This window comes from Chromobacterium sp. Panama (assembly GCF_003052555.1).
Taxonomy (GTDB): Bacteria; Pseudomonadota; Gammaproteobacteria; order Burkholderiales; family Chromobacteriaceae; genus Chromobacterium.
This window is the reverse complement of the sequence record NZ_QARX01000001.1, coordinates 2818940-2832432: the sequence shown is the minus strand read 5'-3', so window position 1 is coordinate 2832432 and position 13493 is coordinate 2818940. Positions and strand designations below refer to the sequence as shown.

Annotated in this window: 17 protein-coding genes; 8 read left to right on the top strand and 9 right to left on the bottom strand. The window is 68.1% G+C overall.

Annotated elements, in window-relative coordinates:
- Positions 1-71: 71 nt before the first annotated feature.
- Together DB032_RS12755 and DB032_RS24155 are read left to right on the top strand one after the other, a co-directional pair.
- Positions 72-338: a hypothetical protein gene (locus DB032_RS12755; RefSeq protein WP_146176662.1), complete on the top strand. Its 267-nt coding sequence runs from the start codon at positions 72-74 to the stop codon at positions 336-338.
- Positions 339-383: 45 nt separating this feature from the next.
- Positions 384-530 carry a hypothetical protein gene (locus DB032_RS24155; protein ID WP_157222177.1) on the top strand — a complete coding sequence of 49 codons (147 nt, stop codon included), beginning with the start codon at positions 384-386 and terminating at the stop codon, positions 528-530.
- A 142-nt stretch (positions 531-672) separates the two neighbouring features.
- Here DB032_RS24155 and DB032_RS12750 read toward each other — a convergent pair whose 3' ends face one another.
- From DB032_RS12750 to phnG, 7 genes are read right to left on the bottom strand one after another with little or no spacing between them, the layout of a single operon-like run.
- The gene (locus DB032_RS12750) at positions 673-1821 is read right to left on the bottom strand and encodes an alpha-D-ribose 1-methylphosphonate 5-triphosphate diphosphatase (RefSeq protein WP_107799829.1); all 1149 of its coding nucleotides are present in this window, start codon (positions 1819-1821) and stop codon (positions 673-675) included.
- Positions 1818-2525: a phosphonate C-P lyase system protein PhnL gene (gene phnL / locus DB032_RS12745; RefSeq protein WP_107799828.1), complete on the bottom strand. Its 708-nt coding sequence runs from the start codon at positions 2523-2525 to the stop codon at positions 1818-1820. Before phnL ends, DB032_RS12750 begins: the two co-directional genes overlap by 4 nt.
- 4 nt (positions 2526-2529) lie before the next feature.
- Positions 2530-3303 (bottom strand): phosphonate C-P lyase system protein PhnK, encoded by a 774-nt coding sequence (gene phnK, locus DB032_RS12740; RefSeq protein WP_107799827.1) that lies wholly within the window; start codon positions 3301-3303, stop codon positions 2530-2532.
- A complete protein-coding gene (locus DB032_RS12735) occupies positions 3300-4157 on the bottom strand; it encodes an alpha-D-ribose 1-methylphosphonate 5-phosphate C-P-lyase PhnJ (RefSeq protein ID WP_107799826.1) in 858 nt (285 codons plus the stop codon). The genes phnK and DB032_RS12735 overlap by 4 nt, the downstream gene beginning before the upstream one ends.
- On the bottom strand, positions 4154-5239 hold the full coding sequence (locus tag DB032_RS12730) for a carbon-phosphorus lyase complex subunit PhnI (protein ID WP_107799825.1): 1086 nt from the start codon (positions 5237-5239) through the stop codon (positions 4154-4156). The genes DB032_RS12735 and DB032_RS12730 overlap by 4 nt, the downstream gene beginning before the upstream one ends.
- 1 nt (position 5240) lies before the next feature.
- Positions 5241-5822, bottom strand: coding sequence for a phosphonate C-P lyase system protein PhnH (gene phnH, locus DB032_RS12725; RefSeq protein WP_107799824.1), 582 nt, complete (start codon positions 5820-5822; stop codon positions 5241-5243).
- Position 5823: 1 nt separating this feature from the next.
- Complete coding sequence (gene phnG, locus DB032_RS12720; protein ID WP_107799823.1) at positions 5824-6264, bottom strand: phosphonate C-P lyase system protein PhnG; 441 nt, start codon at positions 6262-6264, stop codon at positions 5824-5826.
- Positions 6265-6432: 168 nt separating this feature from the next.
- Between phnG and phnF the strand changes: the two genes are divergently transcribed.
- From phnF to DB032_RS12700, 4 genes are all read left to right on the top strand, one after another.
- Positions 6433-7155: a phosphonate metabolism transcriptional regulator PhnF gene (phnF, locus tag DB032_RS12715; RefSeq protein WP_107799822.1), complete on the top strand. Its 723-nt coding sequence runs from the start codon at positions 6433-6435 to the stop codon at positions 7153-7155.
- The gene (locus tag DB032_RS12710) at positions 7155-7847 is read left to right on the top strand and encodes a DUF1045 domain-containing protein (protein WP_107799821.1); all 693 of its coding nucleotides are present in this window, start codon (positions 7155-7157) and stop codon (positions 7845-7847) included. The genes phnF and DB032_RS12710 overlap by 1 nt, the downstream gene beginning before the upstream one ends.
- Positions 7837-8406, top strand: coding sequence for a phosphonate metabolism protein/1,5-bisphosphokinase (PRPP-forming) PhnN (phnN, locus tag DB032_RS12705; RefSeq protein WP_107799820.1), 570 nt, complete (start codon positions 7837-7839; stop codon positions 8404-8406). Before DB032_RS12710 ends, phnN begins: the two co-directional genes overlap by 11 nt.
- A gap of 298 nt (positions 8407-8704) precedes the next feature.
- Complete coding sequence (locus DB032_RS12700) at positions 8705-9034, top strand: hypothetical protein (protein ID WP_107799819.1); 330 nt, start codon at positions 8705-8707, stop codon at positions 9032-9034.
- A 62-nt stretch (positions 9035-9096) separates the two neighbouring features.
- Here the strand turns inward: DB032_RS12700 and DB032_RS12695 are convergent, their stop codons facing one another.
- Positions 9097-10719, bottom strand: a complete 1623-nt coding sequence (locus DB032_RS12695) for a diguanylate cyclase domain-containing protein (protein WP_107799818.1) — start codon at positions 10717-10719, stop codon at positions 9097-9099.
- A 76-nt stretch (positions 10720-10795) separates the two neighbouring features.
- A complete protein-coding gene (locus DB032_RS12690) occupies positions 10796-11443 on the bottom strand; it encodes a TetR/AcrR family transcriptional regulator (RefSeq protein ID WP_107799817.1) in 648 nt (215 codons plus the stop codon).
- 96 nt (positions 11444-11539) lie between these two features.
- Here DB032_RS12690 and DB032_RS12685 point away from each other — a divergent pair, with 96 nt between their 5' ends.
- Positions 11540-12220, top strand: a complete 681-nt coding sequence (locus DB032_RS12685) for a DAPG hydrolase family protein (RefSeq protein ID WP_107799816.1) — start codon at positions 11540-11542, stop codon at positions 12218-12220.
- Between the two features lie 155 nt (positions 12221-12375).
- A complete protein-coding gene (locus tag DB032_RS12680; RefSeq protein ID WP_199225886.1) occupies positions 12376-13398 on the top strand; it encodes a putative 2-aminoethylphosphonate ABC transporter substrate-binding protein in 1023 nt (340 codons plus the stop codon).
- Positions 13399-13493: the final 95 nt, after the last annotated feature.

Sequence of the window (13493 nt, the reverse complement as noted above, 5' to 3'; positions counted from 1 at the left end):
TGGATAAAGACATTTAGTATCAATAGGGTTAAGCTGGCCGCTGATGTTTTTTGGAGGCAGTGGCCGTGTTAATGGCGGGAAATGAAAAAGTATTGGAAGGCTTGGCCCAAGAGCGGGAGATGATTTGGCGGCAGGATTTGGAGAGTTTGACGGTTTATATCGAAAACCTGATTAGAAAAACCTCCGCCATGGGCGCGGTGGTGCCTGGACTCTATCGCGCTTTGAGAATATGCAGCGTCGCCCTGAAAGGCGGCGGCGTGGGCGGCAAGGTATATCTGACGCGCAAGGAGCGTTTGGATATTTATTGGGCGGTGAAGTCGGAAGCGTTTTCCATTTGATTATTGGTCAGTAGTGGCGTTTATTTTTGGATTGGGAAATCAATTGTGTCGCTGATCGGTTTTGTATGTTGTCGCGTATTTAGCATCGCTTTGTTCTGGTGCGGGATGAAGGCGCTGGGCATAGGCGTTTTGATGCTGCTCTTGCATATTGGCAAGGAGAAGGCTTTGAATGCGCCCTTGCGGCGCGAGTGAGCGCCTGCGCCTGGTTTGTGGCAGCAAAGTCAGGCGCGGGCTTCTCCTCGCCCCGCCGGAGCGGGCGAAATGGGGATTGTCGGATGGAAATGAAATGGGGCCGCGTTGCGATAACGCGGCCCTTTTGGCGTGGACGCCGTTTTCAGAATACGCGCAGGCCGGCGCTCCACACTTGGCGCACCAGCGGAATGCCGTCCCGCTCGCGCGCCTGGACCAGGTCCGCGCGCTGGCCGACGGCGATGGCGCCGCGGTCCGCCAATCCCACCGCCCGGGCCGGGTTGCGCGTGACGGTGGCGACGGCGCGGCTTGGGTCCCAGCCCGGCTGGCGGCCCAGCAGGTAGGCGGCGTGCAAGAGGCTGGCCGGCACGTAGTCCGAGGACAGGATGTCCAGCAGGCCGTGGCCGGCCAGTTCCAGGGCGGCGACATTGCCGGAGTGGGAGCCGCCGCGCACGATGTTGGGCGCGCCCATCACCGTCATCAGCCCCTGTTCGCGCGCGCCGCGCGCGGCGGTCAGGGTGGTGGGGAATTCGGACATGGCCACGCCGTCGCGCACCGCCTCGTCGATATGGCTGAGCTCGGTGTCGTCGTGGCTGGCCAGGGCGATGCCGCGCGCGCGCGCCAGTTCCACCACCGCCTGGCGGTGGCTTTCGGCGTAGCGGTCTTGCTTGAGCTTGCGTTGCTCCACCGCGGCGAGGAAGGTGTCGTCGTTCCAGCTGACATTTTTCTTGGCGTAGTACTTTTTGTACTGCGCCAGGTCGCGGTATTGGCGCTGGCCGGGGGTGTGGTCCATCAGCGACACCAGACGCACCGCCGGATGGCCGATCAAGGGGGACAGCGCGTCCAGCAGCGTGGGATAGGCCAGTTCGCAACGCAGGTGGAACAGGTGCTCGGCGCGGAACACGCGGCGGCGCATGCCGGCGTCTATCGCCTCGAAGGCGCTTTGCAGGGTGTCCAGCCGCACGCTGTCGCCTTCCAGATCGCCCACCGACAGCGCGTCCAGCACGGTGGTGATGCCGGCGGCCACGCATTGCGCGTCGTGGGTGACCACGGCCGGCAGCGTCGGCCACAGCACGCCGTTGCGCGGCATCAGGTGTTTTTCCAGATTGTCGGTGTGCACTTCCACCAGGCCGGGCAGCAGGTCGTCGCCGTCCAGATCTTCGCTGTGGGGCGGGGGGGCGCTCAGTGCTTGGGCATGGACGGCGGCGATCACGCCGTTGTCTATTTCCAGCGCGCCGCGTTCGACGACGCCGTCGGCCAGGATCAGCCGGGCATTGTTCAATATCCGTTTCATGCTAGGTGTTCCGGTTTGTTTGCCAGCGGGACTTCAAACACGCGGTCGGCGACGGCGTCGCGGGTGGGTTCGTCGTGGAAGATGCCCACTAGCGCCGCGCCGCGCGCAAGCGCTTCGCGCATCAGTTCAATCACCACCGCGCGGTTGGCGGCGTCCAGCGAGGCGGTGGGCTCGTCCAGCAGCAGGATGGGCCGCGGCGCGATCATGCCGCGCGCGATATTGACCCGCTGCTGTTCGCCGCCGGAAAAAGTGGCCGGCGGCAGCCGCCACAGCCGTTCCGGTATGTTCAGCCGCGCGAGCAAAGCGCCGGCCTCGCGCCGCGCCGCGTTGGCGTCCACGCCCCATTCGCGCAGCGGCTCGGCGACGATGTCCAGCGCCGGCACCCGCGGGATGGCGCGCAGGAACTGGCTGACGTAGCCCAGGGTGTGGCGGCGGGCGTCTGCGATCTCGTGCGGCAAGGCGGCGGCCATGTCCAGCCAGGCGTCGCGGTGGCGGATGCGTATGCTGCCGCGCTCCACCAGGTAATTGGCGTACAGCGCCTTGAGCAGCGTGCTCTTGCCGGCGCCGGAAGGGCCGGCCAGCGCCACGCATTCGCCGGCGGCGGCCTGCAGGGAGACCTCGTCGAGCACCGGCAGCGTCAGGCCGCCTTGTTGGTGCAGGGTGAAAGTCTTGCTCACTTGCCTTGCGTCTATCAATAGCTTCATGGCTTCAGGCCTGCAGGATGGAGGATACCAGCAGCTGGGTGTACGGATGCTGCGGATCGTCCAGGATTTGATCGGTGAGGCCGGCTTCCACCACGCGGCCGCCTTGCATCACCAGCGTGCGTTGCGCCAGCAGACGGGCCACGGCCAGGTCGTGGGTGACCATGATGACGGCGATGCCGCTGTCGCGCACCAGTCTTCGGGTCAGGTCCAGGAAGCGGGCCTGCACCGAGACGTCCTGGCCGCCGGTGGGTTCGTCCATGAAGACCAGCCGCGGATGGGTGGCCAGGCTGCGGGCGATCTGCAGCCGCTGCTGCATGCCGCCGGAGAAGGCGCTGGGCGGATCGTCCAGCCGCGAGCGGCCGATTTCCACCCGTTCCAGCCAGTCGCCGGCGGTCTGGCGCAGCCGGCCGTAATGGCGCTGGCCCAGCGCCATCAGCCGCTCGCCGATATTGGCGCCGGCGGAGACGTTCATGCGCAGGCCGTCGCGGGCGTGCTGGGACACGAAGCCCCATTCGCTGCGCGCCAGCCGGCGGCGCTCGGATTCGGCGATGGCGGTGAGTTCGTGCTCGCGGCCGTCGCGTTCGCGAAAGCGCGCGTTGCCGGCGTCGGCGGCCAGCTTGCCGGCCAGCGCGGCCAGCAGCGTGGATTTGCCGGAGCCGGATTCGCCGACCACGCACAGCACTTCGCCGGCGTGGAGATCGAAATCGACGCCGAAGCAGCCGTTGCCGTTGCCGTAGTCCTTGCCGAGGCCGCGGACGCTGAGTAGGGGCGGGTTCATTGCGGGCTTTCCTGTGTGTCGCGGCGCTGCCGGCAGTGGTCGCTGTCGGAGCAGACGTATTGGCGCGCGCCGGCGTCGTCGGTGATGATTTCGTCCAGATAGCTGTCGCCGGCGCCGCACAGCGCGCAGGCCTGTTCCCAGCGCTGCACCTGGAACGGATGGTCGTCGAAGGCCAGGCTTTCCACCCGGGTGTGCGGCGGGATCGCGTACAGCCTTTTTTCGCGGCCGGCGCCGAACAGCAGCAGCGCCGGACTCAGGTGCAGCTTGGGGTTGTCGAATTTGGGGATGGGCGAGGGCGAAGCCAGGTAGCGGCCGTTGACCAGCACCGGGTAGTCGTAGCTGGCGGCGATGTGGCCGTAGCGGGCGATGTCCTCGTACAGCTTGACGTGCATCAGGCCGTAATCCTGGTGGGCGTGCAGCTTGCGGGTTTCCTGCTCGCTGGCCTCCAGCGTGCGCAACGGTTCCGGTTCCGGCACCTGGAACACCAGCACCTGGCCGGCGCGCAGCGGGGTTTCCGGGATGCGGTGCCGGGTCTGGATCAGGCTGGCTTCGGCGCTGCGGGTGGTGGTGGCCACGCCGGCGACGCGGGCGAAGAAGCGGCGGATATTGACCGCGTTGGTGGTGTCGTCCGCGCCCTGGTCTATGACCTTGAGCACGTCGTCGCGGCCGATCACGCTGGCCGTCACCTGGATGCCGCCGGTGCCCCAGCCGTAGGGCAGCGGCATTTCGCGGCCGCCGAAGGGCACTTGATAGCCGGGCACGGCCACGGCCTTGAGCAGGGCGCGGCGCAGCATGCGCTTGGTGTTTTCGTCGAGGAAGCCGAAGTTGTACGCCCATGGCGCGGCGGTGCTCATGCTTGTGTCTCCTTGGCGGCGTGTTCGCGGCGCAGCTGGCGTATCAGCGACAGCTCGGCCTGGAAGTCGACGTAGTGCGGCAGCTTGAGATGCTGGACGAAGCCGGAGGCTTCGACGTTGTCGCTGTGGCACAGCGCGAATTCCGGCTGCTGCGCCGGCGCGTGCGCCGTTTCGCCCAGCTCGGCGGCGCGCAGGCTGCGGTCCACCAGGGCCATCGCCATCGCCTTGCGTTCGGCCTCGCCGAAGCTCAGGCCGTAGCCGCGGGTGAACTGCGGCGGCGCGCTGCGGCTGCCGGCGAACTGGTTGATCATCTGGCATTCGGTCAGGGTGATTTCGCCGATGTCGACGTCGAAGCCCAGTTCTTCCGGGCAAACCACGACGCTGACTTCGCCCATGCGGATTTCGCCGGCGAAGGGGTGGCTTTCGGCGTAGCCGCGCTGGGTGGAGTAGGCCAGGCCCAGCAGCCAGCCCTCGTCGCCGCGCGCCAGGTTTTGCAGCCGGGCGGCGCGGCCGGCCGGGAACAGCAGCGGCTCGCGGGTCAGGTCGGCCGGTTCCGGATCGCCCGGCGGCGGCGTTTCCGGCTCGATCAGCCCTTCCTGGGCCAGGGTGTCCAGCACGCAGGGCAGCCGTTCCGGCAGCGGCGCGTCCGCCAGCGTCGGCAGCGGCGGCTCGCCGGCCTGGGCCAGGCCGAAGTCCAGCAGCCGCTGGGTGTAGTCAGCGGTGGGGCCCAGCACCTGGCCGCCGGGCACGTCCTTGAAGGTGCCGGACACGCGGCGGCGCACCCGCATCGCCGCGGTGTCCAGCGGCCGGCTGGCGGCGAAGCGCGGCAGGGTGGTGCGGAAGGCGCGCAGCAGGAAGGCCGCCTCCACGCAGTCGCCGGCCGCCTGTTTCAGCGCCAGCGCCGCCAGCTCCTCGTCGTATAGCGAACCTTCCTGCATCGTCCTGGCCAGCGCCAGCCGCAATTGGCCGCGGATCTGGGCGAGGCTCAGTTCCGGCGTCGCCGCGTCGCCGCGGCGCTTGGCGGCCAGCAAGTCCCAGGAGCGGGCGATGGCGGTTTCTCCGCCTTTGACGGCTACGTACATCTCAACCCTCCTTGACGCGGGTGCTGCGCGGCAGGCCGGCCACGCGCTCGCCGCAGATCAGAAAAATGTCCACGCCCAGCGGAAAACGGGCGTGATTGTCCCGCCATTGCCGCCAGAAACCGTCCGGCGCGCCGTTCACGCCGAAACGGCGCGGCGCGGCGAAGCCCGGGCCGTCGGCTTCCACCTGTTCGGCGTTGAAGCCGGCGGTTTCCAGCAGCACGGTGGCGGAGCGGTCCGGGTATTCGGGCTCGCCGGCCTTGAGCGCGGCCAGCGGCGGCGGCGGCGCGCCCAGCGGCAGCACCACGAAGTCGGCCTGTTCCAGCGCGGCGGCCAGGCGCAGGCCGGTGTGGAAGCGCAGGCTGGCCAGGGTGTCCGCCGGCAGCGGCGGCAGCCAGACGCTGACGTCCTGGTCCAGCAGGGCATAGAGCAGGGCGGCGGTGGCCGGCATCAGGCCGGGCAGCTCGGCCGGCAGCGCCGGCAGCGTTTGCGGCAGCAGGGGTTCGGCCAGCGCGGCCAGCGCGGCGCGGAAGCAGCGCTGACTGTCGTGAACCGGGTCGGAGAAGGCGGCGCGCATTTCATTCATCTCATTCCCCCCTGACCAGGGTGAAGAATTCCACCTTGCTGGCGGCGGCTTCGCGCGCCGCCTGTTCGCGGCGCGCGGCGCGTTCGGCGCGCAAGGGCGTTATCCATTGCGCGAGCAAACCGTCCCGTCGCGCCGGGTCTTGCAGCAGCGCGTCGGCCTGGGCGATCAATTCGGCGTGTTCGCCGTTGCTGCCCAGCGCCCAGCCGTGGCCCAGGCGGCCGTTGATCCGGCAACTGGCGCGGCTGACGCTGGCTTCGCCCAGATTGAAGCGGGCGCCGCCGCCGCCGGCGCGGCCCTGCAGCATGACAAGGCCGGTTTCGGCGCGGCGCAGCCATTCCACTTGCGGCGCCGGCGGCAATTGCGGGCCCAGCAGCCGGCGCAGCCGCGGCGGCGGGGTGTGGGCCAGCACGCTGAGCCAGTCTTGTCGGGTCGAGGTTTCCATATCGGGTATTCCCCTGTGCGGTTTCAACAAAAATTCATATAAACGTATAGACGTATCCATGATAATGGCCGGCGATAAGGCGCAAACAGCATGCGGCGATGAAGGTTTTGTGACGATTGGGTGGCGGGGCTAGACCTTGGCCGCCATGGGAACGAGAGGGCGTGAACGATGATTGAACGCGGTTCCGGGGTCGCCGTCTGGCGGCAGATAGAAAACAGCCTGGCGGAGGAGATCGCCAGCGGCGCGATCCGCGCCGGCGAGCAATTGGCCACCGAGCTGCAACTGGCCCAGCGCTTTCGCGTCAACCGCCACACCATACGGCGCGCGGTGGCCACGCTGGTGGAGCGCGGCCTGCTGCGGGTGGAGCAGGGGCGCGGCACCTTCGTCCAGAACAATGCGATTGACTACGCGATCAGCAAGCGCACCCGTTTTTCCCAGAACATGGCCAGCCAGAACCTGAACTCGGACATCGACGTCTTGGCCAGCGACACGGTGCCGGCCAATGCCGAACTGGCCGATTTGCTGCAAGTGGCGGTGGGCGAGCCGCTGCTGCGGATCAAGACCCTGAGCCGGGTGGCGTTGCGGGTGGTGGACTGGGCGATCTTGTTCTTTCCGGCGGCGCGCTTTCCCGGCCTGCCGGAGATTTACCGGCGAGAGCGCTCGGTGACGCGCGCGCTGGCGCATTTCGGCGTAGACGATTACACCCGGCGCTTCACCCGCGTCAGCGCGCGGCTGCCGGACAGCGAGACGGTGGACTATCTGGGGCTGCCCAAGAACCGGCCGGTGCTGCATGTGAAGTCCTTGAACGTGGACCCGCAGGGGCGGCCGGTGCAATACGGGATCACCTGTTTCAACGGCGATCTGGTGCAACTGGTGATGGAGGAGGCCTGATGCGTTACGCGCTGTATTACGCGCCGCGGCCGGACAGCGCCTTCTGGCGCGCCGGCAGCGGCTGGCTGGGCCAGGACGCGCACAGCGGCCTGCAAGTGTTGCCGCCGCACGCGCCGGGCCTGGACGCCGAAGTCTGGGCGGAGCTGACCGCGGCGCCGGCCCGTTACGGATGGCACGCCACGCTGAAAGCGCCGTTCGCCTTGCGCGCCGGCGCGGACGAGGCGGCGCTGCTGGCGCGGACCGCGGCCTTGGCTCGCCGTTTCCAGCCCTTCGAGCTGGCGCTGGAGGTGGCCTGGCTGGCGGATTTTCTGGCGCTGCGGCCGCCGGCGCCGCCGCCGGATCTGGTGGAACTGGCCGCCGCCTGCGTGGTGGAGCTGGAGCCCTTGGCCGATCGCGAATCGCCGCGGAAAACGCGCGCCGGGCTGGACCCGCGCCAGGAGCAGCTAAGCTTGCGCTGGGGCTATCCCTATGTATTCGAACACTACCGCTTTCACCTGACGCTGAGCGGCCGGCTGAGGCTGGACAGCGCGACGGGGCGGGCGCTGGAACAGGCGGCGCGCCGGCATTTCGCCGCCTTCTCCCGCGCGCGGGTGGACGGCGTGGCGGTGTTTGTCGAGCCGGCGGCGGGCGAGGTTTTCCGCTACCTCGCGCATTGCGGCTTTGACGGACAGGTGGCGCGCTATGAAGCCTGAGCCCGGCGCGCTGTGGTATGTAATCGGCCCGTCCGGCGCCGGCAAGGACAGCCTGCTGGCTTATGCGCGGGCGCGGCTGCCGGCCTCCGGCCGGCTGGTGTTCGCCCACCGCTACATCACCCGGCCGGCCGACGCCGGCGGCGAGAACCACGTGGCCTTGAGCCGGGAGGAGTTTGAACAGCGCGAGCGCAGCGGCTGCTTCGCCCTGAGCTGGCGGCGGCATGGTCTGGCCTATGGCCTGGGCATGGAAGTGGCGCTGTGGCTGGAACAGGGGCTGGACGTGGTGGTCAACGGCTCGCGCTCGGCGCTGCCGCTGGCGGCGCGGCGTTTTCCCGGCCTGCGGCCGGTGTGGGTCGTCGCCAGCCCGGCGGCGCTGGCGGCGCGGCTGGCCGGCCGCGGCCGGGAATCGGCCGAGCGCGTCGCCCAGCGGCTGGAGGAGGCCGCCGCGCTGACGCCGCCACCGGACGCGGCGGTGCTGCGCAACGACGGCGAACTGGCCGAGGCCGGCGAGCGGCTGCTGCGGCTGCTGACGCGGGGCAGGGACGCGGACTGTCCTTAATGCCTGGAAAACCGCGCCGGCGAAGCCGCCGCCGCTTGCTATAACCGGGGCAGTTCGCCGGCCGCGTGGCGGCGAGCCGCGCGCCGTCTCCGGCTGGCGGGACGCCGGAGAACGTGTTTACGATTTCGCGAGCTAAGGCGAGACAAGGCGAAAGCCGCTGAGAAAGCGGAATGTACAGGTGGTACATGAGCATTTCGAAGTGGTTTTCAACGCTGTATCGCCGACGCGCAGCAGATCGTAAACAGGTTCTGAGCGGTGCGCATGCAATGGTCGTCCCGCCGTTGGCAGGAGAATGGATATGGCTTTGCAATCGAGAAACTGGCATGCCTGGCTGAACGTGATGCCGGGTCACCCCAAGAGCTTGCATGTGGCAGGCGACGTGGTGGTGGCCAACCCCGGCGTGGAGGCGCTGCTGTGCATGCGCGAGCCGCAAGGCATCAACCCGGCCATCCTGATGCTGGACTTGCACCTGGTGCAAAAGCCCGGCATGTGGCCGCAGGTGTTGGCGGTGGCGCACGCCCACTACGACAGGGTGCTGCCGCCGGGCGCGCCCAAGTACACGGCGGTGGAAGTGCTGCACAATAACGAGCGGGTGGCTTATATCGAGCCCATCCCCGAAATCGTATAGACAGCGGCAGTCACGGCGGCCTGGCAGGGCCGCCGGACGGCTTGCGGGATCGTAAACGGGTTTTACAGCGTGACGCTTTCGCAGCCGCTGCGGCCGGACTTCTTGGCCCGGTACATCGCCTGGTCCGCCGCCTGCAGCAGGCTGTCCGCGCTGCTGTCGCCGTTGCCCAGCGCGATGCCGACGGAAATGCCCAGCTGGCGTTGTTCGCCGCCGATGTCGAAAGGCGTTTGCATCGTCTCTATGCATTTGGCCGCCACGATGCGGGCCGCTTCCTCCGCGTCCTCGCCCAGATCGCCGATCAACAGCACGAACTCGTCGCCGCCGATGCGCGCCAGGGTGTCGGTCTGGCGCACGATGCCGCCCAGGCGCTGCGCCGCCTGCCACAACACTTTGTCGCCGGCCTTGTGGCCGTAGCCGTCGTTGATCTGCTTGAAGCCGTCCAGATCCAGAAACAACAAGCCCAGCCGGCTTGCATTGCGCTGCGCGCGCGCCAGCGCCATGGTCAGGCGGTCGGCCAGCAAGGCGCGGTTGGGCAGGCCGGTCAGGGTGTCGTGATGGGCCATGCGCGCCAGTTCCGCCTGATGCTGGTCCAGCTTGCTCAGCAGCCGGTTGAAGGCGGCCAGCAGATAGCCCACCTCGTCGTTGCGCTTGACCGGCAGCGGTTCCAGCGGCAGTTCGCCGCGGGTCATGCGGTCCGCGTGGCTGGCGGCGCGGAACAGCGGGCGGAACAGCAGATACAGGCCCGCGCCCGCGGCCAGGGCGAACACCAGCACGGCGATCACCGCGTTTTTCAGCAAAAAGGCTTGCGCCCGTCCCACGGTGGCGAAGGCCTCGCTGCTGGGCAGGCGCGCCACCACGAACCAGCCGGTGCTGGGCACCGAGGCGATGGCGGAGACTTCCTCGCGCCCCTGGGCGTTGACCGTGATGCCCACGCCGCGAAACCCCGTCATCGCCCGGTCGTGCAAGGGATTGATCCCCGCCGGCGGCGTGGGTTTGAGCACCATGTCCGGCTGGGAGGAGGCGACGAAGATCTTGTCCTGCGGCGAGATCAGCAAAAAGCCGCTATTGGGCCCGCCGATGTGGGAGGCCAGCAGCAAGTCCATGAAGCCCGGCGCGGCCAGCGCGGTAATGCCGGCCAGCGCGCCTTGCGGGCGGCCGTCGCGCCAGGGCAGCGCCGCCGCCATCGGCAGCACCGGTTTTTTGCTGATGCGGCCGATGAGCGGGCGGCCGATGACGACGCGGTCCAGATTGGGCGGGCTGGACAGGGCGACGCGGATATAGTCCCGGTCGGAATAGTCCCGGCCCACGCGGCCGGGCATGGACGGATAGTCGGCGATGGCGCGCCCGTCCGGCGTCACCACGTACAGGCCTTGCGAGAACGGGCATTGGAAGTCGCAATGCAGGCGCAGCCAGGCTTGCAGTTCCGCCGGGCGTTGCAGCAGCTCCTGGGGCAGGCTGGCGGCCAGCCGCTGAAGCAGGGCCTGGCGCTGCTGGATCTTGAAGTCCACGTCGCGGGCGACGTAGCTGGCCAGCGCCATCTGCTGGTTCTGCACCACCTTGCTCAAATCCTCGCGCAGAAACTGGCTGAGCGCGTAGTAGCGCGCCACCGCGCCGGCCACCACGATGCCCAGCGCCAGCAGCAGCAAGCGGGTAACGATGCTATCAAGGACGCGGCGCAGGCTCATGGTCGCAAATAAGGTTGTCTTCAAGACAGTTTAGTCAAGGTTTCGGGCCTTGTATGCCCGGGCCCGGCGGGGCGGCTCAGCGCGGCAGCAGGCCGGCGCAACACAGCGCCACCGCGGCGCAGATGCGCTCGCCGGGGTCGTGCTCCGGCAGCGGCGGCGTCAGGCCCAGCGCCATCCGGCGCAGCGGCTCCGCTATCGTCATCGCCAGCAGCAGTTCGGCGGTTTGCGCCGGCTGCGGGCAGCGGATCAAGCCCTGTTCCGCCTGGCGTTCCAGCCAGCCGGCCAAGAGCGCGGCGCAGCGCTGCACGCCGTGCTCGGCGTACTGCGCCAGCGCCTGTTCCCGGCCGGGAAAGTCCCCTATCAGCAGGCGGAACAATCCCACCGCCTCGCGCGTGAGCACCTTGGCCGCCACGGTGTTCAGCAGCGCTTCCAAGGCCTGCGGCAGCGCGGCGGCCTCCGTCAGCGGCTCGCTCATCGGCGCGACGAAGGCGTCGGTCCAGCCGTGGATGACCGCGCCCAGCAACTGCTCGCTGTTGTCGGCGAAGCGGTACACCGTTTTCTTGGCCACCCCGGCCCGCTGCGCCACCGCCGCCATGGTGGCGGCCTGGTAGCCCTGGCTCAGCAAGAGTTCGGTGGCGGCGTCCAGCACCTGTTGCTTCAAAGCGTGTTCCGGCGCGGCGGGGCGGCCGCGCGCGCGCGGCGAGGCCTGATCCTGGCTTGACATCGGGGTAAGGTTTCCTCAATATGGAAACGCAATGCGTTTCTTAATTTACCAGCGCCGGCGTCGCGCCGCGCTGATCTTCAAGCCAAGGAGTGTACTGTGAATTCTCACTATGAAACATCTTACGATGAGCTGTTGCAGCCCGGCCCGCTGATGCTGGAAACCGGCGTGCGCCGTCTGGACGACGGCCGCTTGCTGGTGGCCGCGCGCACCGAAATGCCCGGCTGCGCCGGCCGCATGTTCGACTGGTGGTTCACCTTCTTCGATTCCACCCGGCACATCCGCTGGTGGCACCCGCACGACCATGTGGAGCTGCGCGGCTGGGACGGCCGCCGACGCGCCGGCCGCGGCTATATCGGCTCCACCGTGCGCGCGGTGGAGGCGCTGGGCGAGATTCCGCCGGTGGCGGCGGTGTTGAAGTTCCACCCGCCGGAAACCTTCTTCGGCGCCGGCCGCTTGAGCGCGGCGCTGGCGCGCGGCGAGGCCTCGGCCGCGGTGTGCGCGCGCATCGCTTTCGGCAACGAACCGCGGCTCAGCGCCGACGGCGACCCGCTGGACGGCGAGATGGTGCACCTGACGCGGGACACCGCCCACGGCGCGGTGCTGCGCAGCCGCTTCTTGCTGGGCGCGGCCGACGGCAGCGGCGAACCGGTGCCGGAACGCCTGGGTCTGGAGCTGATGCGCCATTGCTACAACGAGTTCAGCTGCCTGGCGCGGTTCTTGCCGTCGCTGTATTACGGCGAGCACGCCAACGGCGAGAAAGGGCCGCTGGCCTGGTAGGCCGCCGCGCCGGCGGGCAGGACATCCAGCCGCGCAAGACAAGCTTCACCCGGCCGTCACCGCGCTGTCATCGGCGCGTCGTAAGGTGGCGGCTGATTGACGGACGGCGCATGGACCATGAGGTCTATACGTCTAAACCCATTGGAGCGATGTCGATGAAACAGCTGATTGTCCTGGCCGCCGGCCTGGCCCTGTCCGGCCTGACGGCCCCGCTGGCGCAGGCCGCCACCACCCTGACCGTGTACACCGCGCTGGAGGCGGACCAGGTCAAGGAATACAAAGAGGCTTTCGAGAAGGCCAACCCGGACATCGAAATCCGTTTCGTGCGCGAATCCACCGGCATCATCACCGCCAAGCTGTTGTCCGAGAAAAACAATCCGCAAGCCGACGCGGTATGGGGCCTGGCCGCCACCAGCCTGATGATTCTGGACCAGCAGGGCATGCTGCAGCCTTACGCGCCCAAGGGCGTGGAAAAGCTGAGCCCGGAATTCGTCGACAAGGCCAAGCCGCCCAAGTGGACCGGCATGGACGTGTGGGCCGCCGCCCTCTGTTTCAACACCGTGGAAGCCGCCAAGAAAAACCTGCCCAAGCCGGAGAGCTGGGCCGACCTCGCCAAGCCGGTCTATAAGGGCCAGATCGTGATGCCGCATCCGGCGTCCTCCGGCACCGGTTATCTGGACGTGTCCGCCTGGCTGCAGATGATGGGCGAGAAAAAGGGCTGGGAGTATATGGACAAGCTGCACGCCAATATGGCCCAGTACGTCCACTCCGGCTCCAAGCCGTGCAAGATGGCCGCCGCCGGCGAGTATCCGATAGGCATTTCCTTCGAATACCGCGGCGCTCAGCTCAAGGAGAAGGGCGCGCCCATCGACCTGATCTACCCGAAGGAGGGCCTGGGCTGGGATCTGGAGGCCACCGCCATCATCAAGGGCAGCAAGAAGCTGGCCGCCGCGCAGAAGCTGGCGGATTTCTCGGTCAGCCTGCCGGCGATGCGCCTGTATGAAAAGAACTACGCGGTGCTGGCCATGCCCGGCGTGGCCAAGCCCAATCCCTTCATCCCCGCCGATTACGCCCAGCGTCTGAGCAAGAACAATTTCGCCTGGGCCGCCAAGCAGCGCGAGGCCATCCTGCGCGAATGGTCGCGCCGCTACGAAAGCAAGGCCGAACCCAAGAGCTGAGCCGGCTTCCGTCATTGCGCCGCCCGCCGGGCGGCGTCGTTTCTTTTTAAAAACCTGTTTACGATCTGCTGCGCGTCGTGGAGCGTTACACGGTG

Bases quoted from the DNA above. Each gene is read 5' to 3' on its own strand.
- DB032_RS12700 (WP_107799819.1), top strand. From the start codon at position 8,705: ATGGCTTTGCAATCGAGAAACTGGCATGCCTGGCTGAACGTGATGCCG.
- DB032_RS12680 (WP_199225886.1), top strand. From the start codon at position 12,376: ATGAAACAGCTGATTGTCCTGGCCGCCGGCCTGGCCCTGTCCGGCCTG.
- phnG (WP_107799823.1), bottom strand. From the start codon at position 6,264: ATGGAAACCTCGACCCGACAAGACTGGCTCAGCGTGCTGGCCCACACC.
- DB032_RS12710 (WP_107799821.1), top strand. From the start codon at position 7,155: ATGCGTTACGCGCTGTATTACGCGCCGCGGCCGGACAGCGCCTTCTGG.
- phnL (WP_107799828.1), bottom strand. From the start codon at position 2,525: ATGAAGCTATTGATAGACGCAAGGCAAGTGAGCAAGACTTTCACCCTG.
- DB032_RS12690 (WP_107799817.1), bottom strand. From the start codon at position 11,443: ATGTCAAGCCAGGATCAGGCCTCGCCGCGCGCGCGCGGCCGCCCCGCC.
- DB032_RS12730 (WP_107799825.1), bottom strand. From the start codon at position 5,239: ATGTACGTAGCCGTCAAAGGCGGAGAAACCGCCATCGCCCGCTCCTGG.
- phnH (WP_107799824.1), bottom strand. From the start codon at position 5,822: ATGAATGAAATGCGCGCCGCCTTCTCCGACCCGGTTCACGACAGTCAG.
- phnF (WP_107799822.1), top strand. From the start codon at position 6,433: ATGATTGAACGCGGTTCCGGGGTCGCCGTCTGGCGGCAGATAGAAAAC.
- DB032_RS12695 (WP_107799818.1), bottom strand. From the start codon at position 10,719: ATGAGCCTGCGCCGCGTCCTTGATAGCATCGTTACCCGCTTGCTGCTG.
- DB032_RS12755 (WP_146176662.1), top strand. From the start codon at position 72: ATGGCGGGAAATGAAAAAGTATTGGAAGGCTTGGCCCAAGAGCGGGAG.
- phnK (WP_107799827.1), bottom strand. From the start codon at position 3,303: ATGAACCCGCCCCTACTCAGCGTCCGCGGCCTCGGCAAGGACTACGGC.
- DB032_RS12735 (WP_107799826.1), bottom strand. From the start codon at position 4,157: ATGAGCACCGCCGCGCCATGGGCGTACAACTTCGGCTTCCTCGACGAA.
- DB032_RS12750 (WP_107799829.1), bottom strand. From the start codon at position 1,821: ATGAAACGGATATTGAACAATGCCCGGCTGATCCTGGCCGACGGCGTC.
- phnN (WP_107799820.1), top strand. From the start codon at position 7,837: ATGAAGCCTGAGCCCGGCGCGCTGTGGTATGTAATCGGCCCGTCCGGC.